Raw genomic sequence first — 23,543 nt, 5'->3', positions numbered from 1 at the left:
TTTGTGAACATTTATTGAATCTGCATTCAATCTAGATTTATTGTTTTGCCCACTTTTGAGATAGCATTGGTATAACTTGTCTTAACTGATCACTAAGTACTGATTGTTTAACTTTTTGATCCATATCACCCAATGGAATAGAAGGAAGCCAAATAATGTCGTAATTTATCACAAATTGGGTCCAATCATGATCAGACGTGATGAAGAAAATATATTTAAAACCAGCTTCCAATAGTTCCTCTTGAATTGAGCTGATTAAAGATTCTTTCGACATTACTTTTGTGTATGTAATCGGTGAAGTTAAAACAATACGCCCTTTAAATTGTTGTTCAATAAAGTTAGTCAATGACATTAAGAATTCTGCCCCAGAAGCACTCTGTTTTATACCTAAATCTTTTCCTTCTAATAAAACTAATGGAACTAATGCTGTATCGATAAACTCTTTTTGTTTTAAAAATTCTTCAATGTCTTTGCTTGTCCAAAACATATCTATTCCTCCAAAAGTAAAACTTCATCCAATGATGGATGAAGTTTTTTATTTTTCCACATTTTTTATAACATTAAGTAATGCAGATAACTTGTAAAACTTCTCTTTGTCATTTTGATCTAACGCTTCATCAATCTGTTTTAATATTGCTTCTTCTTGGAATGTTTTCATACTATCTTTTAAAATTTCCTCTGCAAGCTGTCGATCCGACTCACTAATTTGCAAATAATTAGGCATGTATGGATTTTCCTCTAATACGGTTAAATACTCTCTACTTGGCGGAACCTTTGGGAAATTCAATTGAATATACATAGCTTCATCTGGATGAAGCCTTAAATCATGGAAGGATTTTTCCGCATCTGCTGTCATTATATTACCTCTATAGAAGCGAAACGGTATGCCAGATGAATCAGTAGTTGACATAACCATTGCTCGTGGGCAGTAATGTGCTTCTTCTACAAAATGAATATGCTCTAATAATTCATCATGACCAAGCAGATAATTCAAAATCCATACGCACTCACGACGTTTCATTTGGTACTTTTTTAAAAACCAACGGACAAATTCTTTTTTGTCCAAGACAGAAACGGATGCGGTCATTTTGTATGAGCCTCCTCTCATTCAAAAGTTTGTAAAAGATCTTGCCAAGTAGGTTCATCTAGTTGAATAGCAATTAATTGATTTACCACTTCTTTTGCTTCATTTCGTTTACCATCTTCAATTAGGAAGTAAGCATATTTTTCAAGGAATAATGGATCTTCCTTATGGTCATTATATGCTAATTGATAAAAATCATATGCACGTTCATAATTTTCTAATCGATCGAAAGAGATGGCTGCGAACATAGATAATGTAGGCCAATCGAAACTTTCCTTCTCTAAATTTTCAATGAGCTCAACCACTTCTTCATCTCTTTCTTCTTTAGAAAGAATAGAAACTAGGGTAATTATCGCTTCCATATATTCACTATCTAATGCAATTGCTTGTCGTAAATACTGTTCAGCTTCTTTTGGTAAACTGTTTTTAAGCGCCATCTTCCCTGCAAATAAATACAACTCTTTATCATATTCATCACGAGATATACCTTCTGTAATTACTTCTAATGCTTTTTTATTGTTTTCAAGCATTGCATAACTTTGAGCTAATAATAAATATGCAGAGAAATAATCTGGGTCAAGTGTTTTCAAATCTTCCGCATAACGTATTGCAGTTTCATACATTTGTGATTGGAATGCAGAATAAGCTGCTCCAAATAATAAATCAGGAGAAGTATTATCTTCCAATGCTTTTATATAAAACGTTAGAGCCTCTTCAAATGCTGCGCCTGCACGATGTACTTCAGCTAATCGCTCAACTAATCTTACTCCTGCAATTTCGCTTTGTTCCTCATACAATTCATGATATATACGAGCTGCTTCAGTAAAGCGTCCCATTTCCATTAGTAACTCTGCTTTTGCAAAATGCAATAATGGTTCATTTGGCAATAAATCTAATGCTTCATTTATACGCTGCTCTGATGCTTCATATAACCCCTGCATTTGATAGTAATCTGCTAATGCAAGTAAAGCTTGTGGATATTCTTCTGCCTCTGGGCTAATTTCCATCAGAATGTTTAATGCTGCATCCCCTTGTTCTCGTTCCATTAATAATGTGGCACGATCAATTTTCAGTTGAGCCTCATCTGGAAATAAGTATTGCAAGTGCTCTAATAATTCATCAGCTTCATCTAAAAAGCCAAAATTCATCAGAAAACCTACTACTTCATATTGCATGTCTGGATCTACTTGAACTTTAAAATCTTCAAGCAAATTATGGATTCCCTCTAGGTCTCCTTTTTGAATTGCATCAATCATTTTTTTTTGAATTTCCATTTTGTCACCTAATCCTACTTTTAATACCTTCATATATCGGCTACATCAACTTTTACGAGTAGCTAAAAAAACTGTAATAGTTTCCATACTTTAGGCTAACTCCATAATGGTCAACTTTGCTTTTAACATTATGCTACATGACTACTGCTTTGTATACAAGGAAAAACTCTCCTAATATAGGAGAGCTTTTTGGGAATTTTACTATTTTATAAGCTTATTTATATCGTCAAAGAATGTAGGATAAGATACCGCAATACAGTCAGCATCATCTAATGTCACTTCATCATCTATTAATAATGACGCAATTGCACCCATCATGCCAATTCGATGATCGCCATACGTTTTTAGTGATCCACCATGTAGTTCTTTAGAGCCGTGAATAATCATGCCATCTTCTGTAGCCTCAATATCAGCGCCTAATTTTTTCAATTCAGTAACAACAGCTGTAATTCGATCCGTCTCTTTTACTTTTAGCTCAGCTGCATCTCGAATAATTGTCGTTCCTTTTGCTTTTGTTGCAAGCAGAGCGATAATCGGAATCTCATCGATTAATCGAGGAATAATATTTCCATCTATAGTGACACCTACTAAATCTGATGTTCTGATTGTAATAGTCGCTATAGGTTCCGCAGCATCTTCGTCATCTACAATGATTTCCATATTAGCACCCATAGCAGCTAGTACATCTATAATTCCTGTTCTTGAAGGATTAAAACCGACATTGCGCAAAATTATTTCACTATTTTCAGCCATTGCACCCGCAACTAAAAAGAATGCTGCAGACGATATATCACCTGGTACCTCTACATGAGTTGCTTGTAAAGTTTGACCACCTTTAAAGAAAATCGTTCCTTCTTCGACAGAAACGTCTGCGCCAAACTGGCGAAGCATTCTTTCAGTGTGATCTCTTGATATGTCTTTTTCATGGATAATTGTCGTTCCTTTTGCCTGTATGCCTGCAAGTAAGATAGCTGATTTTACTTGAGCGCTAGCTACTGGCATCGTGTATTCAATAGCGTGTAACGGACTACCTTTTATCGCTAATGGTGTATATTGACCGTCCATTCTTCCTGTAATTTGAGCACCCATTTCTCGAAGTGGTGTAATCACACGTTTCATCGGTCTTTTAGCGATTGAAGCATCTCCATTTAGAATAGAATGTATATTAGAGCCTGATAGTAGACCAAGCATTAAACGAGTAGTTGTGCCGGAATTACCTGTATACAATATATCTGTAGGTTCTTCCCAATTAATAATCCCTCTACTATTAATCTCTACATCTGTGCCATCTAGCTCAATATTGACACCTAATTTTCTAAAGCACTCTATCGTACTTAAACAATCATCACCCAATAAGAAGCCACTCACAGTTGTTTTGCCCTCTGCAATACTTCCGAACATAATAGCCCTATGTGAAATGGATTTATCTCCTGGAACTTTTATATTGCCTTTAAGCACAGGCTTTTTAAAATTCAGTCTTGCTTCTACCATGATTTGCTACCTCCTTTAGGATATATATACCTCATAGGGGCTACGTTTTTCAATACAAGCTGCCGCCTTTTCCCTATCATCTGCATTTTGGAAACTAACAACCAATATTCCGAAAACATCCTCACGCGTTTCTACAATTCGTATATTCGTAATACTAATTCGCTCATCAGCTAAATAAGCAGTGATTTCAGCAATACTACCTGGGTAATCCGGGACATCTATATATAAATCATAGGTAGAATAAAGTGCCCCCTGCGATGTGCTCGGAAGATCGTCCCTAAAATGCTTTGCCTTTGCGAAAAATGTTTCAATTTGCTGATTATCACCATTTTCAAGCAATGTTTGAACTCTAGACATTTCTTGCTGCCAATTTGCAAGTTGGTTTGCGATTTGTTTACGATTTTGCAATGTAATGTCACGCCATAATATCGGATTGGATGATGCAACCCTTGTAATATCTCTAAACCCACCTGCTGCTAAAAGCTTTGTCAACGAATTTTCTTTACTCTCATTAGCCAACATATGTACTAACGATGCTGCTACAATATGTGGAAAATGACTTACAACAGACGTCATTTGATCATGAGTATCCGCTAATACTGTTGTTAGTTTTGCACGTGTATATTGTAAAACATCTTTTAATTGTTGGACATTACTTTCATCTTCATCAGCTAGTGGTGTCAACATATAATAAGCATTTTCAAAAAGATATGGTTTTGCAGCAAGTACTCCACTTTTATGAGAACCTGCCATCGGATGACCTCCGATAAATGTAATACCTAAGTCTTTTAACTCAAGTGCTTTTTCCATTATTAATGATTTTGTACTTCCTGTATCTGTAATAATTAGTTTCTCTGGTAAATCCCAATCCTTTAGTTTTTCCATCCACTCAATTGTTGCATTCACAGGTGTGGCAAAAAGCAGTATATCAACATTTTTCACAGCCACTTCTGGTTGTTTCGTTACATCTTGCACAACGCCTAACACTTTAGCACTTTGAAGAGTATTTTCATTTACATCAAATCCAATCACGCGAATATTCGGCGATTTTTGGAGAGCTAGAGCAATTGAACCACCTATTAAGCCTAGCCCTACGACAAGGACTGTTTGCTTCAAGCAAAGACGCCTTCTTCTTCTAATACTGCTGTTAACTGTGCTAGTAAACCTGCGTTTTGTGCTTGTGTTCCAATTGTGACACGAATATACCCTGGTGTTCCAAGTGCATTACCACTACGAATTATAAACCCACGTTGCATTAATTTTTGGAATACAACATCACTATCCATTTTCACTTCCATTAAAATAAAATTCGTATCAGTTGGATAATATTGTAAGTGTCGCTCATCACAATATGCCTCAATCTGTTCTTTTCCTTTAGTATTTTCAACACGACATTTTTCAATATATTCTTGGTCTTTTAACGCAACTTGAATAACAGCTTGACTTAAAACTGTGTTATTAAATGGTCCTCTTACTGGATCAAGTTTTGCGATTAAATCTTTATTAGCAATACCATATCCTACTCGGAATGCAGCTAGACCATATGCCTTTGAGAAAGTGCGTAAAATAATAACATTTGAATAATCCTTTATATATGGAATTGTATCCTTGTGTTTATCGTTTGTAACATATTCGAAATAAGCTTCGTCTAATACTACTAAAACATCTTTTGGTACTTGATCTAAAAATGCTTTTAAAGGTGCATCTTCAACTACCACTCCTGTAGGATTATTTGGGCTACATACCCATACAACAGCGGTATTTTCATCAATCTCTTGAAGCATCGCATCTAAATCATGATTACCATCTTTTAATGGGACTTCTCGTATTTCTGCACCTTCGATTCGTGCATTTAGAGCATATTGAGAAAAGGTTGGTTTGCCCATTACAGTATTTACACCTGGGTGTAAAAGCGCTCGTGTAATAATACTAATTAGTTCATCTGAACCGTTACCGAAAATAAGTTCATCCCCTGAAACACCGAGATGTTTTGCAACAGCTTCACGCATATCTGTAGCATAACCATCTGGATATAAAGCAAAGTTAAAAGATTCGTTGGCTAAAAATTCATGTACTTTTGGGGAACAGCCAAATGGATTTTCATTTGAAGCTAATTTTACAATTTCATTTAATCCAAATTCTCTTTTTACAGCATCAATTGATTTACCTGGTTGGTAAGCTTTCATGCCGTTAATCTGTTCTTTCCATTTCATAAAAAATCTCCTCTTTTCGGTAACATTTATTTCGCTAAATCTGGTCGTAACTTAACTGCATCATTTAAATATATATGCTGTATTTTTTCTTGTTCAACTTCCGTATTGACATGTACCAATACACGAATACACAGCGGTAATGCCTCTGGAACATTCATCTCATGCATACACATAACAGGGACATAATTCCAGTTTTCTATCGTACGAACTGCTTTCGCTGGAAAGGCTGATACAATATCTGGTGTTGTTGAAACAATTACTGAAGCAACATTTTCTGGCTTAATATTATTAGCTATAATTATTTCACGCATTAAATGAGCAGTTTCCTGCAAAACCAGTTGGGCATCGTCATACTCAATTGTTACTGCACCTCTTACGCCTCTAATCATAAGCAACCTCCTCTAGCAATCCTCTTAAAACGTGATCTATTTCACGACATTCTTGTTGAGATATTTTTTGAACAAATGGTTGGCCTACTTTTTGTAATAAGACAAATTGCAATTCACCATATTCTGCCTTTTTATCTTTCATCAAATAACCTAATAATTCATCAAAGGTAAAGTTTGCTACAGCCTCAAACGGATAGCCGTTACGTAAAGCGAATTGTAAAAATTCGATCGTGAATGCACGTGAAATTTCTCCATATCGCTCGCTAAGAAGAAGCGCATATACCATACCAATCATAACCGCTTCTCCATGTGCAACCCTTCCAAACCCTGAAGCAGCTTCTATTGCATGACCATATGTATGACCAAAGTTCAAAAACTTTCGAACTGAATGTTCTTCCTCATCTTGTTCTACAATGGATGCCTTAACACGTATTCCTTGCTCTAGATTGTTCTCTAATTGATCCTTAGATAATGACAAAATAGAAGTTGTTTCCATCAATTGTTGCAACCATTTTTCATCAGAAATTAATGCATGTTTAATCACTTCTGCCATACCAGAACGAATTTCACGCTTCGGTAAACTTTCTAGAAAGTCAATATCAAAAATGACTCCTTTAGGTTGATAGAAAGCGCCAATCATATTCTTTCCTAATGGATGGTTTATGGCTGTTTTACCACCGACTGCACTATCGTGAGCTAGAATAGTTGTTGGTAATTGGATGAACGGAATTCCTCTCATAAAGGTAGCTGCAACAAATCCTGTTAAATCGCCTACCGCTCCTCCACCAAATGCAAATAGAAATGATTTTCGCGTACACTTTTGTTCGAGTAAAAAGGTTTGGGCAGCAAAATAATTTTCAAATGTTTTACATGCTTCTCCACCTGGTAAAACAAAAACTTTGAATGTATATGGAAATTCTCGTGTGAATTTCTCTTCGTAGATTTTCCAAATATGTTCATCCGTAAAAACAATCAATTGATCTGCTTTAGCTATGTCCCCTTCAAATGACTGAACAGCTTTTGTAAAATTACCGCTACCAATTTGTACTTCATAAGCATGTGATTGTGCTTTAACAGGAATATTCATTCTTAAAACTCCTTCGTATATAATTTCATAGCATCAATTTGTGCTTTTAGTTGTTCAATTTGATCACTATGGAATTGTTCTACAATGGCTTTTGCGATTTCAAAAGCAATAACATGTTCTGCTACAACAGAAGCCGCTGGTACTGCGCAACTATCAGAACGCTCAACACTAGCTTTAAACGGTTCTTTTGTATCAATATCAACACTTTGTAACGGCTTATATAAAGTCGGGATTGGTTTCATAACACCTCGAACAATAATTGGCATACCTGTTGACATACCGCCTTCTAGACCACCTAAACGATTAGTACGTCTTGTATATCCATTCTCTTCTGACCATAAAATCTCATCATGCACTTCACTGCCTTTTAAATGTGCCATTTCAAAGCCTAATCCAAATTCAACACCTTTAAACGCATTAATACTTAACATAGCTGCAGCTAATTTTGCATCTAATTTTCGATCATATTGTACATAAGAGCCGATTCCTGCTGGTAATCCTTCTACAATGACTTCGACAACTCCACCAATAGAATCGCCAGCTTTCTTTGCTTCATCAATCGCTTCTACCATTTTTGTAGAAGCAATTTTGTCTGCACAATAACATGGATCCTCTTCAATTATTGCTCTAATCTCATCTACAGACTTTTGGGCAATCTTATTGGGGTCTGCAATGACGCCACCAATTTCCGTAACATGTGAAACGATGTGAATTCCTAACTCACTTAACAAAGCTTTTGCTACTGCACCAACTGCAACCCTAACGGTTGTTTCTCTAGCAGAAGAACGTTCAAGAACATTCCGCAAATCACGATGTCCATATTTCATACCACCTACTAAATCAGCGTGTCCTGGACGAGGTCTTGTAATTTTTCTTTTTATATCATCTGGATTCACATCATCTGGCAGAGGTTCAGCCCCCATGATTTTTGTCCAGTGTTTCCAATCATCATTTTTTACAACTAGAGCAATTGGAGATCCTAATGTTTTGCCGTGTCGAACACCAGAAGTAATTTCGACCGTATCTGTCTCAATTTGCATACGGCGGCCTCTTCCATGACCACCTTGGCGACGTTTTAATTCTTTATTGATCATCTCAGCCGTTAGCGGTAATTGCGCTGGTAATCCTTCTATAATCGTTGTTAGTTGTGGACCATGTGATTCTCCTGCTGTTAAATATCGCATAGCACTTTCTCCCTTCAACTCGCTAAAGTATATGTATTTCACTATAACATATTTTAACTTAAAAAAGCAGTTTGTAATGGAAATTTTTAAATAATCATACAATTAATTTTTCATTTAATTCTATAAATAACTTAAATCTCTTCTTTTTATATAAAAAACGCTTTTCGTATTAATCGAAAAGCGTAAACTTGCTTACTTTGTAATGAAAGGGAATTACTAAAAATTATATCTTCTTGTAAAAGAAAGTGTCCTCTATATCAAAAGAGTATCTTGTTGGATTGAAAATTTGTTCAGTACTACCTACAAATAACACGCCACCCGAATGAAGGGAGTTACTAAAATTGCGATAAATTTGATCTTTAGCCTCTTCTGTAAAATAGATCATAACGTTTCGACATACTATTAAATCGTAATTACTGTCATAGGAATCATTTAATAAATTATGTTTTCGAAATGTAACGGTTCGTTTAATCTCATCCTTTACTTTATAAAAAGAGCCTTCTCGTTCAAAATACTTAGACTTCATATTCGCAGGTACTTCAGCCAGTGAACGTTCAGGGTAAACACCAGCTTTTGCTTTTGCAATTGCATTTTCATCTAAATCTGTGGCAAAGATTGAAATTTGAGATAATGGTAAGTAATTTGAAAGCACCATAGCTAAAGAGTATGGTTCTTCACCTGTTGAACATGCAGCACTCCAGATTTTAAGCCTTTTATTACTTTGCAATAATCTCGGTAAGATTTTATTTTGCAATACTTCCCAACGCTTTCCATTTCGATAAAATTCAGATACATTAATTGTCATCCTATCTAAGAACTCATCAAGAAGTTTTTGATCTCTTTCAATTCCCATAAAAAAGTCTTTAAAACTTTTAAATCCTCTTTTTTCATAAAGAGAAGTTAACCGTCTTTTCATCTGTGCTTCTTTATATAAAGCTAAATCAATGCCCGTTTTACGCTTAATATTTGCAATGAATTCTTCGTAATCAGTCATTTGAGCATCTTCCCTCTCTTTAGTCCTATGTCTATTATACCGGATTAGAAATAAATCTTAAATAGAAGAAATCGAGAGTTTTACAATATTTCAGTCATTAGTATTGTTTCAGTTGTGTTTATTGAATAGCTTACATTTTTTATAAGTTTATAAATATTAAAGAAAATAAAAAAACTGTCCATCGTTAAATGAACAGTTTTCTCTTCTTTTATACTAGTGAAAACTAGTGTAATTCTTCTTCTTTGAAGAATAAGCCAATTTCACGTTCTGCTGAAGCTAGTGAATCAGAACCGTGAATAACGTTGTGAGATACTGTTGTTGAGTAGTCACCACGGATTGTTCCTGGTGCAGATTCTGCAGGGTTAGTAGCACCCATCATAAGACGAGCAACAGAGATTACATTTTCGCCTTCCCATACCATTGCAAATACTGGACCAGAAGTGATGAATTCTACTAATTCACCGAAGAATGGTCTTTCTGCATGTTCTGCATAGTGTTTTTCAGCAAGTTCTTGAGAAATTTGCATAAGTTTTGCTCCTTTAAGAACAAATCCTTTGCGTTCGAAACGATCTACGATGTCGCCTACTAATTGGCGTTTAACACCATCTGGTTTTACCATTAAAAAAGTTTTTTGGATAGCCATTGTACTATTACAACTCCTTAAGATTATCTAGGATTTAAACCCTACTTGAAAATATTATCATTGAAACACATAATGTTCAACAATAACTATTAAAATTTACGTTTTCCCATATATAAAGCGATATCTCTTAATGACTTTTTCGCAGAGTTATTTGGTAATGCATCTACTTCTTTCAAAGCCTTTTGTAAATATAAATTACTTATATAATAGGATTCTTCTATTGCATCAGATTGACGAATTTTTTTCAAAAAGGCTTGTCTCTCATTTTCATTCATCGTGCCAGCCAATGCTTTGTCAATAAGAGGTCGCATTTCTAAATCATCTTTAACCAATAAAACTGGAAGTGTAATATTACCTTGCATTAGATCACTACCAGCAGGCTTTCCAAGTTGTTTATCTGAAGCTGTTAAATCTAGAATATCATCTATAATTTGAAATGACATACCTACATAATAGCCAAATCGTTTTAAATGATTTGCCACTTTTTCGTCACAACCTGAAGCAATTGCTCCTAGATGACAACTAGATGAAATTAACAACGCAGTTTTCCTTTTTATTCGTCTAAAATAGTCTCGGATATTTTGCTCTATATGCAATTTATCTTCAATTTGAATAATCTCACCTATACAAATCTCAACCATTGTTTTAGATAAAATCTCATTTGCTTTTTGGCTTTCAATTTTTGTAATATATTCTAATGCTTTCGCAAAGATAAAATCCCCAGTATACATCGCTACACGATTATTCCACTGAGCTTTAACAGTAGGGCGCCCTCTACGAAGTTCAGAATCATCAATGACGTCATCATGAACAAGGGAAGCCATATGGACTAATTCAAGAGGTACAGCCACATTTTTTATATGATGAATATCATATTGACCAAATTTAGCGCCAAGCAAAACAAAAACAGGCCTTATTCGTTTTCCACCAGCTTTAAGCAAATGGAGAGAGGCATCATTCAAATAGTGTGAAGATGAATCCAGCGCTTTTTCTAATTCTTTTTCGATGATCCTTATGTCTGATTGTAAATCGGCATAAAGAAGTTTTAACTTCATCTTTTCCACGCGTTTAAACCTTCTCCCACACTAAATTTCCTTTTTAAAGCCCATATGCATAGCAGCAGCTCCACCACTATAAGATTTATATACTACTTTTTGTAAACCAGCTTGTTCAAACATTTTCTTTAACTTTTTCATCCCTGGAAAATCATTTGCAGATTCTTGTAACCAAGAATATTCTTTATAACTCTTAGCAAAGATCTTACCAAACAAGGGCATAATATAGCGGAAATAGAATCGGAATAATTGACGATAACCAGGAATTTCTGATTGGGATGTCTCAAGGCAAACTACTTTACCGCCTGGTTTTGCTACACGATTCATTTCTCGAAGTACTTGCATATAATCAGGCACATTACGTAACCCAAAACCAATTGTTACGTAGTCAAATGTGTTGTCTGGAAATGGTAGCTCCATTGCATTTCCTTGTATTAATTCTATTTGTTTTATATCCTTTGTTTTTTCTAATCCGACATTTAACATATTCTGACTAAAGTCTAGTCCAGTAACATGTCCATTTTCTCCGACAGCTTCAGCCATTGCAATGGTCCAATCTGCAGTACCACAACATACATCAAGAGCTTTAGATCCCGGTTTAACGTCCATGTGTTTCATCGTATCTTTTCGCCAGCCCTTATGCATTTGAAAACTAATAACAGAATTCATCTTGTCATAACTATCGGAAATATTTTCAAAAACTTCATGTACACGTTCTTCTTTCGATTGTGGTGTCACTATAAATCAACCTTCTCTCATCGTTTGATGTTCAGGTATATCACTTTCGATATACTGTAACACTATTGTTTTAACTTCATCTAGTAGAAAAGGAGAAGATTTAATACTTCGAATTAAATTAGATGAAAGATCTGAAATTTGATATCGAAGAATTTGCTCATATTTCATACCAGCATTTTCCTTCTGTTGTTCCAAGACTCCCATAAAACGGTTATTTTGATGTAATTCTTGATATTGGTTCAATTCACGTTTAAATCGAGTAAGAAGTAAACCTTGGTTTGCAATATCAATATATGACTCAAAATGAAATCGTTTTAAAAATTGTTCAGTGGTCTTTGCTTCAATAACCCGAAATACTTCTAACCATTCCTTTAAATTTCTTTTTTTCGGTTCATACATAGCTGTCTTACATTCACAAACTTCAGCAACTGCCTCCGATAAATTACGAATAAGTTGAATATCTGGAATTGATGCAAGTGTCGTGTAATACAATCCGCTATAATAGTCTCCCGCAAGGACTGATAGTTGCTGACTTTTAGATGTAGCATTTTGTTCATCAATTTGCTCATGCTCGTGCAAAGCAGCATTGATCATTGCTACAGCAGTTGCAGCTTTCTCATGTTGTGCAGACCATCGTTCACCATTTAACTTTGGCAACAATAAATATAGCAGTTGACCATCTTCAACAATTGGTTGACCTGTAAATTGAAGGAGCGTTCTATGATGCAATTGCATTAGAATATTATTTTTTAGTTGCGATACTTGTTCTTCAATATAAGTTGCATTCATAAACTTTTCTCCATTCAGTTTGTATCCTGTTGTCCATATTATATTTACTATTATATTTTATATATTAATTTTTTGAATCGCTTTCAACAACTCCAAAAGCTGTTTGAATTTCTGCTTTTCCTCGAATTTTCATAGCGGAAGTATGCTCAGTAAATTGTGCAATCATTACTTCACCATTGTCTAATTTCTCTGAATGATGAAACTTGGTATCATTCCCACGAGTTAAACCAATGACATGTACGCCGTCTTCTTTTGCACGTACTACTATATAATCGTTTTGAGCCATTTAAACTTTCTCCTTATTTTCGACTTTTCTCCAACAATCATAACACAAAAAAACTCGAAATTTAAGACATTTGAATGAATGAAAGTATTTCTGAACGTTTTACTTCATCTTCTTCAAAAATGCCCTTCGCTACAGAAGTAACCGTTTTAGCCCCTGGCTTTTTAATTCCGCGCATTGTCATACACATATGTTCTGCCTCAACCACTACGTAAACACCTTTCGGATTCAACATTTCCATTAGCGTATCTGCGATAGTTCCTGTAATACGTTCTTGGAGTTGAGGACGATGCGAAACTGTTTCAACAGTTCTTGCTAATTTACTTAATCCCGCAACTACACCATTTTGAGGGATGTATGCTATATGAGCTTTGCCGTAAAAAGGTACTAAATGATGTTCACACATTGAATAAAACGGAATATCTTTTACAAGAACTAGTTCATCATGTCCTTCGTGGAAAACTGTCTCGAAATATTGTCTAGGGTCTTCATGAAGACCTTGGAACATTTCGGCATACATTTTAGCTACTCGCTTTGGTGTGTCTAATAAACCCTCTCTTAGTGGGTTTTCACCGACTGCCTCTAATATCATTGTTACAGCAGTTTCTATTTTTTTTAAATCTACATCAGTAGATACTTGGTCTATTTTTTCAAAGTTTTTTTCTATCAACATAAATCCCCCAATATTTCTGCAAAGAGTCTCAAAATGAGATTACCACACAAGTAAAGTAATCGCAAAATATGTAAACGTTTTTAATAAATTAAGTATGTACTACTAGTAAGATTCATTTTTGAATGTTATTTCAATCACAAAAAAAGAGCAGCCTTAACGGCTACTCTATGTAGAACAGATGCTTGTACTATTTAACAGCATCTTTAAGCGCTTTACCTGGTTTAAATGCAGGTACTTTGCTTGCTGCGATTTCAATTTCTTTACCTGTTTGTGGGTTACGACCTTTACGAGCCGCACGTTCACGTACTTCAAAGTTACCAAAACCGATCAATTGAACTTTATCACCCTTTGCAAGAGCTTCTTGGATAGTTTCAAATACTGCTTCAACTGCTTTAGAAGCATCTTTTTTAGAAAGAGCTGCAGTTTCTGCAACAGAGTTAACTAATTCTGTTTTATTCACACCACTCACCTCCTCTCAAAGGGGCTTTTTCTAAATCATGTAAAAAGATTATCACAACAAATTTTGCTATGCAACAATATTTATACTCCTTTTCCTAACTTTAAGCAAATAATTTATCAAATCGACACAAAAAAGGAATTTACATATCGTAAATTCCTCTTAAAATCAAGCTATTTATTTTCTCTTTCATTGAAACAACTATTAGGATGAATTCACTGATAGAAATTGCACTTTATAGTATAAAAGTAACCATTCCTTGTTCACCTTTATTCACCATTTTTTCAACTGTTTGACGCATTCTAGCTTTTGCATGTTTTGGAACAGCTTCGGTTTTGTAAGCAATACTTTCTTTCATCATTTCATGTAATGGCGTTCCGAATATCTGAGTACTCCATAGTTTTTCACGATCATGTAAATAAGCATTGGTTAAATCTTTTAATAATTGTTGGCTATAAAACTCCGATCCGATAAGTGGTGCAAATTCTGCTTCCATATCGATTCGTAGAATATGATAAGAAGGAGCTTTAACTTCCATCCGAACACCAAAGAAATTATTTTGTTTAATAAGTTCTGGTCTAGTAGGTTCGAATTCTTCTAGGATTGGTAAAGTAACACCATATCCATCTTTATTTGCTTCCTCAATAGCTTTGTGGAAGCGTTGATAAGATTTTCTCGCTTGTTGCGATTCTTTAATAAATAATAACCAATCTTTCTTACTTTGAATAGGTTCATCTAGCCATTCATCACAGATAGATTTGTAGATTTCATTCTTTAATTGTAATGTAATAACTGCATGCCCCAACCCTGCATCTACATTTTTCACTTGAGCAGATGCGATAAAATCTTCTTGTAATAATTCATGTGTTAAACGTTCAATATCTCGAATTTTATTGACCGATGCTTTCCAGTTATCAATGGATTGTTTGATCAGTTTGTTTAGTTCGTGATTTTCATCTAATACATCTAACCAATCTGGTTTTTCCATCTCTAACTTATCAATAGGAAATTCATAAAGGGCCTCTTCTAAAATATGACGAACTTCATTTAAAGTCATTTGATCTACCGATGTAGAAATGACTGGCGCACTATAACGTTCTTGTAATTCTTCACATAATTCCTTCGCGACGTTATGGGCAGGCATTTTACTATTCACAACGATAACGAAAGGCTTACCAATCTCCTGTAGTTGTTGAATAATTTCCTCTTCTGCCTTGCAAACAGCTTCTCTCGGAATTCCATTTACTGTACCATCTGTGGTCATAACAACCCCGATATTCGCATGCTCCCTAATAATTTTATCAGTACCAATTTTAGCTGCTTCTTCAAATGGTATTGGATCATTATGCCAAGGGGTATGTACTAATTTGGGACCATTTTCATCCTCATACCCTTTCACACCGTCAATAATATAACCCACACAATCAGCGAATCTTATTTTAAACGGCATGTCTTGATTTCCAACAGTGATTTGCGCTCCATTAGCAGGTACAAATTTAGGTTCAGTCGTCATTATTACTGGGCCTGGAGAACTTTGTGGCAATTCATCTTGTGCCCGTTGACGTTCTTTTTCATCTTGCATGTTTGGTAAGACCATAATATCCATCACACGCTTTGTAAACGTTGATTTTCCAACTCTAACCGGGCCAACTACACCGATATAGATATCACCATTTGTACGTGTCGCCATTTGCTCGTACACTTCTTGTGACATAATCCTTCCCCCTTTTTTTCAGCACTATATCCTATGCAATAAAAAAACGTTTCATGCACAAGACATGAAACGCTTTTTGAAGTTTACTTATTTCTTAGTTGATTTTGTTAAAAATTCAACTTCATTTTTTTCATTTACTGTATAAGGCAATGAATAGGCTGGTAAGATAGGATATTTGTCAGAAAGTAAATAACGTATATCTTCACCGGGCTTCACTTTTACTTTACTTTCGTTGACCATTTTTTGTAATTCTATCGAATAATCGATACAAATTTCGCCACTACCTTTTACTACTAAAGGTAAATTCGTATTAGAATAAGGACTCGGTACTGTCGGTGCCTTTTTATACCCCATCTTCTTATAATCGAATTCATAGACATCATCTTTAAGCTGTCTAGAGATTGGTACAAAGCCGTTTACACCTTTTTTAATATTAAGCTCCCGGATTGTTTCAGAACCTCGTAAATCGACTAATTTTACTTCAGGATTTTTACTTTCGGCATTCCATATTACATATTGATAAATACCGCCTTTTTCAAATGCATTTCCTGGTGTCTTTGCAATATATCCTTGAGTTAATTTTTCAAAATTAATCGGATATTTAATATAGCGATCCACATTTTGATCACGGTTTTGGATAGGTAATAGTCCACCTGTATCCTTTCTAAACTGGTCCACAGCTTTTTGTACTGTTAATAATTGAGCCTCATCTGGTACCTGATTTTCAACTTTTTCCTTATCAGGATACATACAACCTGACAGGGCTACTGTCATAATGAATACGAATAAAATTAAACTTATTTTTTTCATGAACTACCCTCATTTTTTTTGAAGAATCAAAAAGTCATAACAACAAACACCATTGTTAAAAAACCAATGATAAGAAAAACATAAGCTATTAAAGCCACAATTGTACTTATAATTCTATTATTAATTTTTTGTCTACTTAAATATATCAACCCTGATGCAATCAGCAAAAAGCCTATTGAATAAAAGGATATCCACATCATATCCATTGGCGATATACCTGTTCCTGTAAGTAGTACTAACTCTGTCAACAGTACAACCACCCTTCCTATGTATAACGAAAATCATTTCTCACAGATGAAAGTATAACATAAAGTATCACTTTAAACATTGTAGTGATATAATCCTGCTGTTTACCCACATCAACCCGGTAAGACCCTTCTCAAATAATAATTGGTTAGAGAGAATACATTACCTATATAAGCATGATTTCAGTTTACTTTATCAGTTAAATAAGGAAACTTATAGTATTTTGCCCAAATTTATCTTTTTATAGAAACCATTTTTTATTACTATAAATAAAAAAACAAGAGATGTATGGTAACCATCTCTTGTCCTATTTTAACAATTGAGCATAAATAAAGTCATTTGCTAGCTCTAAGATGCTCTTTATAAATCGTACAATTTTGTGAACTACCATTAAAAATCGTAGGTAGCATCCAACTCTTGCGTTTTTTCACGAAGCATTAATTGTTCCACAGCTTTATGTGGATCGATTCCTTCAAAAAGAACCCCGTATAAAATTTCTGAAATAGGCATTGAAACATTATATTTTTTGGATAGCTGATGAGCTGCTTTTGTTGTACGAACTCCTTCAACAACCATACCCATTTGATCAAGAATTTCATCTAATGAAAGTCCTTTACCAAGCATATTCCCAGCTCTCCAGTTACGAGAGTGAACACTTGTACATGTTACGATTAAATCACCCATACCAGCTAATCCGGCAAATGTTAATGGATTCGCTCCTAGTTTTACACCTAAACGTGAAATTTCTGCTAAACCACGTGTTATAAGTGCTGCTTTTGCATTATCACCGAATTCTAAACCATCTACAGCTCCTGCTGCTAATGCAATAACATTCTTCAATGCTCCTCCAATTTCAACTCCAACAACATCTTGGTTTGTGTATACACGGAAGTATTGATTCATGAAAAGATCTTGTATTTTTTCAGCACTTACTAAGTTTTCACATGCAGCAGCCACAGTTGTTGGGTGATGCTGCACGACCTCTTCTGCGTGACTCGGGCCGGATAATACTACAATATCTTCAATCAGTTCTGCTGGAATTTCTTCTCGCATTATTTCTGAAATTCTTAATAATGTGTTTGGTTCAATTCCTTTAGAAACATGAACAAATAACATTTTTTTATCGAGTGTTTCCAGTATTTTTTGACATGTTTCTCGAATACCTTTTGTTGGAACTGCCATTACAATAATATCTGCATGATGAACAGCTTCTGCAATATCTGAAGTTGCTTTTAAATTTTCAGGTAATATTGTTGTAGGTAAATATTTTACATTTGTATGTTGAATATTAATTTCGTTTGCTTGTTCTTTACGATGAGACCATAGTAAAGTATCATGGCCATTTTCAGCTAAGACAATGGCTAAAGATGTTCCCCAAGAACCTGCTCCAAGTACCGATACGCGATTCATGTTGAAATCTCCTTTCGATTTCATGTTCTAATTATTAATCACGTGCTCTTGTGATTAATTTTATTGGTGTACCTTCAAAATCAAATGTTTCACGAATTCTATTTTCTAAGAAACGTTCATATGTGAAATGCATTAATTCTGGATCATTTACAAATACCACAAAAGTTGGTGGTTTGATAGCCACTTGAGTGACATAGTAAATACGTAAACGTCTACCTTTATCTGTTGGCGCAGGATTACGAGCTACTGCATCAGAAATAACTTCGTTTAAGATGCTAGATTGAATACGCATTGAGTGATTTTCATTTACTCGATTGATAATAGGTAAGATAGAATGGACACGTTGTTTTGTTTTTGCTGATACGAAGACAATTGGTGCGTAGTCCAAAAATTGGAATTGTTCTCTAATTTCTTTTGTTTTTTCATTCATTGTCTTTTCATCTTTTTCGACTGCATCCCATTTATTCATGACAATAATTACCGCTTTACCTGCTTGATGAGCATATCCTGCGATTTTCTTATCTTGTTCTTGGATACCTTCTTCACCGTTCAAGACAACTAATACAACGTCTGATCGTTCAATTCCTCTTAATGCACGAAGGACACTATACTTCTCAGTTGACTCGTACACTTTCCCTTTTTTTCGCATACCTGCAGTATCAATAATGACATATTCTTGTCCATCATATTCGTAACTAGTATCAATTGCATCACGAGTTGTACCTGCTACATCACTTACAATGACACGATTATCGCCTAAAAAGGCATTGACAAGGGAAGATTTGCCAACGTTTGGACGGCCTATTAATGAAAACTTAATCACGTTCTCATCATATTGATCCTCATCTTCTTTAGGAAAATGCTTAGCTACTTCATCGAGTAAATCTCCTAATCCAATTCCGTGAGAACCGGAAATTGGGAATGGATCTCCAAATCCTAAAGAATAAAAATCATAAATCATTTGACGCATGTCAGGGTTGTCAATTTTATTGACTGCTAAAACAATTGGTTTCTTTGTTTTATATAAAATTTTTGCTACATGTTCATCCGCTAATGTAACACCTTCTCGACCATTTACCATAAAAATAATAACGTCTGCTTCATCCATAGCAATCTCTGCTTGATGACGTATTTGGTCAATAAAAGGTTCGTCTCCAATATCAATACCGCCAGTATCAATAATATTAAATTCATGTGTTAGCCAATCCGCAGAACTATAAATACGATCACGTGTTACACCTGGAATATCTTCCACGATTGAAACGCGCTCTCCTACAATTCTGTTGAAAATAGTCGATTTACCGACATTTGGACGACCAACAATTGCGACAATTGGTTTCGCCATAACTTTCTTCATCCTTCCGACTTCTAATAAGAGCTATTATACAACAAAAAAGATGATGGTACCTGATAAGTTGACCATCACCTACAATTGAAGTCTTTTGTATACTTATTTTATCAAATATTGCCTGTAATGCAAGAAAAAAAGCAGGCAAAGCCCTGAAAGCATCTGCCTACTTTATTATTTTAATATTTTTTTATGATTCTTTTGAAAAGTTTTTAAGCTTATCACCAATTACATCGCCAAATGAAAAACCATTTGTTTCTTCAGGAAATTCAAATTCATCGACTTCAGGTTCTTCTTTGTTCTCTATTAAAGCTTTAATACTAAGTGACAAACGTTTATCAGCTTTGTTCACAGCTAGAACTTTTACTTGAACTTCTTGACCTTCTTTTAAAACTTCATGTGGTGTTGAAATATGATTATGAGATATTTGGGAAATATGCACAAGTCCTTCTACACCAGGGAAAATTTCTACAAATGCACCGAATGTAACAAGTCGTTTAACAACGCCTGTTAAGACAGACCCAACAGGAGCTTTTTCATCGATTTGTGACCATGGGCCTTCTTGAGTTTCCTTTATAGATAAAGAAATACGTTCTTGTTCAGAATCTACAGATAATACTTTAACTTTCACTTTTTGTCCTTCAGAAAGAACTTTTGAAACATCCTCAACATGATCATGAGACACTTGGGAAATATGCACAAGTCCATCAACTCCACCTAGATCAACAAATGCACCAAAAGTGGCTATACGTTGCACAGTCCCCTCGATAATATCGCCTTCATGAATATTATTAATAACTGCACCTTTTTCTTTTGCCTTTTGTGCTTCAATTACTGCACGATGAGAAAGAATTAAACGATTTTTTTCTTGATCCATTTCAACAATTTTATAGGTTAAAGTTTTTCCTTTATAATCTTCAAAAGATTCAACAAAATGATCTTCAACTAAGGAAGCAGGAACAAAACCTCGTACGCCTAGATCAACTACAAGGCCACCTTTAACGATATCTTTTACTTCAGCTTCAATTACTTCTCCATTGTTAAATTTCTCGGTTAACTCTTTCCATGCATATTTTGCATCTACTTGACGTTTTGAAAGAACATATTGTCCGGGATTCTTTTCGTCAGGCTGTTCAATTTTTGTTACTAAAACTTCTAATTCATCATTTACGGAGACAGCGTCAGAAGCTTTTTCTATATGTAAGCTTGAAAGCTCACTAATTGGAATTACGCCATCAAAAGGTGCACCTGGAATTGTAACTATTGCAACTTTTTCTTCGACCTTTTCAACTTTACCAGTAACAATATCACCTTCACGGATCTCTTTTAACTCGTTTAAGTTCATTTCTTCAGACATATGTAATCCTCCTTCACAATGTTCACTTTCTATTTTATTAGAATTTGCTAGTAAAAACAAAAATTAACCCTTTAAATACAATTATTTTTTATTATCAGGATGATGTTCATCTAATAATTCTTGAATGTGCGCCATTATTACTTCTGTTACTTCTTCTGGTTTTGCTTTTCTCTCACGATACGGTTCTATGTCAATCGGTTTACCAAATACAACTTTTACCTTACGGAATGGTTTGTATGGTCCAACGATTGCACAAGGTACCACATTGGCATTTCCTCTCAATGCAAAAAATCCAGCTCCAGAGAACCCTTTTCCTAGCTTACCCGATTTGTTTCTATGTCCTTCTGGGAAAAGTCCAACAACTTGACCTTCTTTTAAGGTATTAATGGCAGTGCGAAGTGCTTGACGATCACTTAGACCACGTTTAACAGGAAATGCATGTACTTTAGGTAAGATTCCTTTTAAAATTGGTACATTAAAAAGTTCTTCTTTGGCCATAAAGTTAACAGGTCTTGGTGAACAAATACCAACAACAGGTGGATCTAAATTATCAATATGATTAGAACATAATAAGATACCACCTTTTTCAGGGAAATTTTCAACACCTATTACATCCATTCGATAAATGGGCTTCAATACTGTATAAACAACAGACTTTGCAAATTGATAAAAGTCCATATCTATGCCATCCTTTCACTCACTAATTGTAAAATCGCTTCTGCTGCTTGTGTGATTGTTAAATCAGTAGTATCTAAGAATATTGCATCAGGTGCTTGCACAAGCGGAGATGCTTCTCTCTCGCTGTCTAATTTATCTCGCAAAGCAATTTCTTCTTGTAATTTTTCAATAGATGTTTCAATTCCACGTTGCTTATTATCTTCAAAACGACGACGTGCACGTTCTTCCACTGTTGCTGACATATAAACTTTCAATTCAGCTTTTGGTAATACTGCAGTTGCAATATCTCTACCATCCATCACAACGCCACCACGTTCTGCCATTTCACGTTGACGATTGACCATAATTTCTCGCATTGTAGCATGACAAGCAACTCTTGAAACATTTCCAGTAACAACATTAGAACGAATCTCTTTTGATACGTCTTGTCCATCAAGATATACTAATTGTCCTTGTGCTGATGGTTTTAATTCAATAATTGTTTTTGCTAATAAATTGGTGACGCTTTCAGCATTCTCTAAATCTATATGTTCTTTCAAAGCTTTTAATGTAAGTGCTCGATACATTGCCCCAGTATCAATATAAGTGTAGCCTAATTTCTCAGCCACAATCTTAGCAATCGTACTTTTACCAGCCCCTGCAGGACCATCAATAGCAATTTGAATATTCTTCTTCACGGTATCAACCCTTTCTTTCCGTAATATTGTAACACAGAAAAGCGGAGGGCGCTCGTTCTGCTGCGACAAGCACTGGAACCTTCGAATCGAAAGCGTTTTTTCAGCTTTCGACCGAGAAGGTGAAGTGACTCAAGCAGCAAGCGCCCGCAGCTGGACAAGAAAAGCGGAGGCGGCTCGTTTAGACTCGAAAATCATTGGAAGGCCCGAATTGAAAATATTTTATAAAGAAAAAAGCCCTCAATTTGAGGACTAAAAAGCTGTTTCTTTTTTCCGAATTTGCAATTGCCGTTCGAAACAAAAGCGTATAATATTTTGACGATCAATATCATCCGTATTGCTAAATTGTAATGGAGCTATTACAGTGTTATCTTTTTCAATGAACCTCACAACCTTTGCCGAAGTATGGACATATTGAACTCCATCACTTAAATTTGTAAATGGTAATACAATTGTCAATTCGACTTCATCGTTTTCTTTAAAAGGAACTGGTTGATTGATAATAATAGCTAATCCTCCGGCACTAATATCTTCCGTTATAAACTGAAAATACTGATGATTATATTCTATTGCCACATCAACAGGTGTTAGAACTCTTACAAATTCACGTCTTTGAATTTTTATGATTTCATCATCTGTCGGAAAAGAAAGCATAATCATTGGAATATTCGACATTACTCTACCTAAGACTTGCGTTTTAAACGCATGCGCCACTTTTGATTCGTCTACGAATGATGCTCGATATTGACTACCTTCAATTAGAAATGCGGTTTTATTTGTTTTTGTGTTAACGGGATAATCAATATAGATTGTATTATTCTTTTGTTCGACAATTTTACAGCGAAAACTTTCCCTATTTTCTGAAGAAATTGATTCTAAAATGATGTTAGTACCTAATTTCAATTCCATTGCAATCTCCCTTTATGAATCCTAAGTTCTATATATATTATGC

The 23,543-nt window shown here is 34.9% G+C and carries 26 protein-coding genes; all 26 read right to left on the bottom strand.

Annotated elements, in window-relative coordinates; genetic code table 11:
* Positions 1-37: 37 nt before the first annotated feature.
* The 26 genes from Q0977_RS01510 to Q0977_RS01385 all read right to left on the bottom strand — a co-directional run bounded on the left by Q0977_RS01510 (position 38) and on the right by Q0977_RS01385 (position 23,500).
* Positions 38-487 (bottom strand): DUF2487 family protein, encoded by a 450-nt coding sequence (locus tag Q0977_RS01510; protein ID WP_119415392.1) that lies wholly within the window; start codon positions 485-487, stop codon positions 38-40.
* A gap of 48 nt (positions 488-535) precedes the next feature.
* Positions 536-1,087 carry a ReoY family proteolytic degradation factor gene (locus Q0977_RS01505; protein ID WP_119415393.1) on the bottom strand — a complete coding sequence of 184 codons (552 nt, stop codon included), beginning with the start codon at positions 1,085-1,087 and terminating at the stop codon, positions 536-538.
* A gap of 17 nt (positions 1,088-1,104) precedes the next feature.
* Positions 1,105-2,391, bottom strand: a complete 1,287-nt coding sequence (locus tag Q0977_RS01500; protein WP_299509973.1) for a tetratricopeptide repeat protein — start codon at positions 2,389-2,391, stop codon at positions 1,105-1,107.
* Between the two features lie 168 nt (positions 2,392-2,559).
* Positions 2,560-3,849, bottom strand: coding sequence for a 3-phosphoshikimate 1-carboxyvinyltransferase (gene aroA / locus Q0977_RS01495; protein WP_119415394.1), 1,290 nt, complete (start codon positions 3,847-3,849; stop codon positions 2,560-2,562).
* A gap of 15 nt (positions 3,850-3,864) precedes the next feature.
* Positions 3,865-4,965 carry a prephenate dehydrogenase gene (locus Q0977_RS01490; protein WP_299509971.1) on the bottom strand — a complete coding sequence of 367 codons (1,101 nt, stop codon included), beginning with the start codon at positions 4,963-4,965 and terminating at the stop codon, positions 3,865-3,867.
* Complete coding sequence (gene hisC, locus Q0977_RS01485) at positions 4,962-6,062, bottom strand: histidinol-phosphate transaminase (protein WP_119415396.1); 1,101 nt, start codon at positions 6,060-6,062, stop codon at positions 4,962-4,964. The genes Q0977_RS01490 and hisC overlap by 4 nt, the downstream gene beginning before the upstream one ends.
* 26 nt (positions 6,063-6,088) lie before the next feature.
* Positions 6,089-6,451, bottom strand: coding sequence for a chorismate mutase (gene aroH, locus Q0977_RS01480; protein ID WP_119415397.1), 363 nt, complete (start codon positions 6,449-6,451; stop codon positions 6,089-6,091).
* Positions 6,444-7,538: a 3-dehydroquinate synthase gene (gene aroB / locus Q0977_RS01475; RefSeq protein WP_124217843.1), complete on the bottom strand. Its 1,095-nt coding sequence runs from the start codon at positions 7,536-7,538 to the stop codon at positions 6,444-6,446. The genes aroH and aroB overlap by 8 nt, the downstream gene beginning before the upstream one ends.
* A 2-nt stretch (positions 7,539-7,540) precedes the next feature.
* Positions 7,541-8,722 (bottom strand): chorismate synthase, encoded by a 1,182-nt coding sequence (aroC, locus tag Q0977_RS01470; protein ID WP_119415399.1) that lies wholly within the window; start codon positions 8,720-8,722, stop codon positions 7,541-7,543.
* Between the two features lie 223 nt (positions 8,723-8,945).
* Positions 8,946-9,716, bottom strand: coding sequence for a protein-glutamate O-methyltransferase CheR (locus Q0977_RS01465; protein ID WP_119417097.1), 771 nt, complete (start codon positions 9,714-9,716; stop codon positions 8,946-8,948).
* 223 nt (positions 9,717-9,939) lie between these two features.
* Positions 9,940-10,359 (bottom strand): nucleoside-diphosphate kinase, encoded by a 420-nt coding sequence (gene ndk / locus Q0977_RS01460; protein ID WP_119417096.1) that lies wholly within the window; start codon positions 10,357-10,359, stop codon positions 9,940-9,942.
* Between the two features lie 89 nt (positions 10,360-10,448).
* The gene (hepT, locus tag Q0977_RS01455) at positions 10,449-11,423 is read right to left on the bottom strand and encodes a heptaprenyl diphosphate synthase component II (RefSeq protein WP_119417095.1); all 975 of its coding nucleotides are present in this window, start codon (positions 11,421-11,423) and stop codon (positions 10,449-10,451) included.
* A 21-nt stretch (positions 11,424-11,444) separates the two neighbouring features.
* Complete coding sequence (locus tag Q0977_RS01450) at positions 11,445-12,152, bottom strand: demethylmenaquinone methyltransferase (RefSeq protein ID WP_119417094.1); 708 nt, start codon at positions 12,150-12,152, stop codon at positions 11,445-11,447.
* Between the two features lie 6 nt (positions 12,153-12,158).
* Positions 12,159-12,941 (bottom strand): heptaprenyl diphosphate synthase component 1, encoded by a 783-nt coding sequence (locus Q0977_RS01445; RefSeq protein WP_119417093.1) that lies wholly within the window; start codon positions 12,939-12,941, stop codon positions 12,159-12,161.
* Between the two features lie 64 nt (positions 12,942-13,005).
* Positions 13,006-13,227, bottom strand: a complete 222-nt coding sequence (gene mtrB, locus Q0977_RS01440; protein ID WP_119417092.1) for a trp RNA-binding attenuation protein MtrB — start codon at positions 13,225-13,227, stop codon at positions 13,006-13,008.
* A gap of 61 nt (positions 13,228-13,288) precedes the next feature.
* Positions 13,289-13,891: a GTP cyclohydrolase I FolE gene (gene folE, locus Q0977_RS01435; protein ID WP_255416330.1), complete on the bottom strand. Its 603-nt coding sequence runs from the start codon at positions 13,889-13,891 to the stop codon at positions 13,289-13,291.
* A gap of 193 nt (positions 13,892-14,084) precedes the next feature.
* Positions 14,085-14,357, bottom strand: a complete 273-nt coding sequence (locus Q0977_RS01430) for an HU family DNA-binding protein (RefSeq protein ID WP_102692522.1) — start codon at positions 14,355-14,357, stop codon at positions 14,085-14,087.
* Positions 14,358-14,589: 232 nt separating this feature from the next.
* A complete protein-coding gene (gene spoIVA / locus Q0977_RS01425) occupies positions 14,590-16,068 on the bottom strand; it encodes a stage IV sporulation protein A (RefSeq protein WP_299509952.1) in 1,479 nt (492 codons plus the stop codon).
* An 87-nt stretch (positions 16,069-16,155) separates the two neighbouring features.
* Positions 16,156-16,878 (bottom strand): hypothetical protein, encoded by a 723-nt coding sequence (locus Q0977_RS01420; RefSeq protein WP_119417089.1) that lies wholly within the window; start codon positions 16,876-16,878, stop codon positions 16,156-16,158.
* A 26-nt stretch (positions 16,879-16,904) separates the two neighbouring features.
* Positions 16,905-17,126, bottom strand: a complete 222-nt coding sequence (locus tag Q0977_RS01415) for a DUF2768 domain-containing protein (RefSeq protein WP_367269413.1) — start codon at positions 17,124-17,126, stop codon at positions 16,905-16,907.
* Between the two features lie 388 nt (positions 17,127-17,514).
* Positions 17,515-18,534 carry an NAD(P)H-dependent glycerol-3-phosphate dehydrogenase gene (locus tag Q0977_RS01410; protein ID WP_119417088.1) on the bottom strand — a complete coding sequence of 340 codons (1,020 nt, stop codon included), beginning with the start codon at positions 18,532-18,534 and terminating at the stop codon, positions 17,515-17,517.
* A 34-nt stretch (positions 18,535-18,568) separates the two neighbouring features.
* Positions 18,569-19,879 (bottom strand): ribosome biogenesis GTPase Der, encoded by a 1,311-nt coding sequence (gene der, locus Q0977_RS01405; protein ID WP_124218647.1) that lies wholly within the window; start codon positions 19,877-19,879, stop codon positions 18,569-18,571.
* A gap of 193 nt (positions 19,880-20,072) precedes the next feature.
* Positions 20,073-21,239, bottom strand: coding sequence for a 30S ribosomal protein S1 (gene rpsA / locus Q0977_RS01400; protein WP_119417087.1), 1,167 nt, complete (start codon positions 21,237-21,239; stop codon positions 20,073-20,075).
* 81 nt (positions 21,240-21,320) lie between these two features.
* Positions 21,321-21,917 (bottom strand): 1-acyl-sn-glycerol-3-phosphate acyltransferase, encoded by a 597-nt coding sequence (locus Q0977_RS01395; protein WP_119417086.1) that lies wholly within the window; start codon positions 21,915-21,917, stop codon positions 21,321-21,323.
* A 2-nt stretch (positions 21,918-21,919) separates the two neighbouring features.
* Positions 21,920-22,594 carry a (d)CMP kinase gene (gene cmk / locus Q0977_RS01390; protein WP_119417085.1) on the bottom strand — a complete coding sequence of 225 codons (675 nt, stop codon included), beginning with the start codon at positions 22,592-22,594 and terminating at the stop codon, positions 21,920-21,922.
* Positions 22,595-22,843: 249 nt separating this feature from the next.
* On the bottom strand, positions 22,844-23,500 hold the full coding sequence (locus Q0977_RS01385; protein WP_119417098.1) for a flagellar brake protein: 657 nt from the start codon (positions 23,498-23,500) through the stop codon (positions 22,844-22,846).
* Positions 23,501-23,543 lie beyond the last annotated feature (43 nt).

This window comes from uncultured Rummeliibacillus sp. (assembly GCF_934216135.1).
Classification (GTDB): domain Bacteria; phylum Bacillota; class Bacilli; order Bacillales_A; family Planococcaceae; genus Rummeliibacillus.
This window is presented reverse-complemented; position numbering and strand designations above follow the sequence as displayed.

Bases quoted from the DNA above. Each gene is read 5' to 3' on its own strand.
- spoIVA (WP_299509952.1), bottom strand. From the start codon at position 16,068: ATGTCACAAGAAGTGTACGAGCAAATGGCGACACGTACAAATGGTGAT.
- Q0977_RS01505 (WP_119415393.1), bottom strand. From the start codon at position 1,087: ATGACCGCATCCGTTTCTGTCTTGGACAAAAAAGAATTTGTCCGTTGG.
- aroA (WP_119415394.1), bottom strand. From the start codon at position 3,849: ATGGTAGAAGCAAGACTGAATTTTAAAAAGCCTGTGCTTAAAGGCAAT.
- rpsA (WP_119417087.1), bottom strand. From the start codon at position 21,239: ATGTCTGAAGAAATGAACTTAAACGAGTTAAAAGAGATCCGTGAAGGT.
- Q0977_RS01385 (WP_119417098.1), bottom strand. From the start codon at position 23,500: ATGGAATTGAAATTAGGTACTAACATCATTTTAGAATCAATTTCTTCA.
- aroH (WP_119415397.1), bottom strand. From the start codon at position 6,451: ATGATTAGAGGCGTAAGAGGTGCAGTAACAATTGAGTATGACGATGCC.
- Q0977_RS01465 (WP_119417097.1), bottom strand. From the start codon at position 9,716: ATGACTGATTACGAAGAATTCATTGCAAATATTAAGCGTAAAACGGGC.
- mtrB (WP_119417092.1), bottom strand. From the start codon at position 13,227: ATGGCTCAAAACGATTATATAGTAGTACGTGCAAAAGAAGACGGCGTA.
- Q0977_RS01510 (WP_119415392.1), bottom strand. From the start codon at position 487: ATGTTTTGGACAAGCAAAGACATTGAAGAATTTTTAAAACAAAAAGAG.
- Q0977_RS01445 (WP_119417093.1), bottom strand. From the start codon at position 12,941: ATGAATGCAACTTATATTGAAGAACAAGTATCGCAACTAAAAAATAAT.
- Q0977_RS01395 (WP_119417086.1), bottom strand. From the start codon at position 21,917: ATGGACTTTTATCAATTTGCAAAGTCTGTTGTTTATACAGTATTGAAG.
- aroC (WP_119415399.1), bottom strand. From the start codon at position 8,722: ATGCGATATTTAACAGCAGGAGAATCACATGGTCCACAACTAACAACG.
- Q0977_RS01500 (WP_299509973.1), bottom strand. From the start codon at position 2,391: ATGAAGGTATTAAAAGTAGGATTAGGTGACAAAATGGAAATTCAAAAA.
- der (WP_124218647.1), bottom strand. From the start codon at position 19,879: ATGGCGAAACCAATTGTCGCAATTGTTGGTCGTCCAAATGTCGGTAAA.
- hisC (WP_119415396.1), bottom strand. From the start codon at position 6,062: ATGAAATGGAAAGAACAGATTAACGGCATGAAAGCTTACCAACCAGGT.
- Q0977_RS01410 (WP_119417088.1), bottom strand. From the start codon at position 18,534: ATGAATCGCGTATCGGTACTTGGAGCAGGTTCTTGGGGAACATCTTTA.
- Q0977_RS01420 (WP_119417089.1), bottom strand. From the start codon at position 16,878: ATGAAAAAAATAAGTTTAATTTTATTCGTATTCATTATGACAGTAGCC.
- aroB (WP_124217843.1), bottom strand. From the start codon at position 7,538: ATGAATATTCCTGTTAAAGCACAATCACATGCTTATGAAGTACAAATT.
- ndk (WP_119417096.1), bottom strand. From the start codon at position 10,359: ATGGCTATCCAAAAAACTTTTTTAATGGTAAAACCAGATGGTGTTAAA.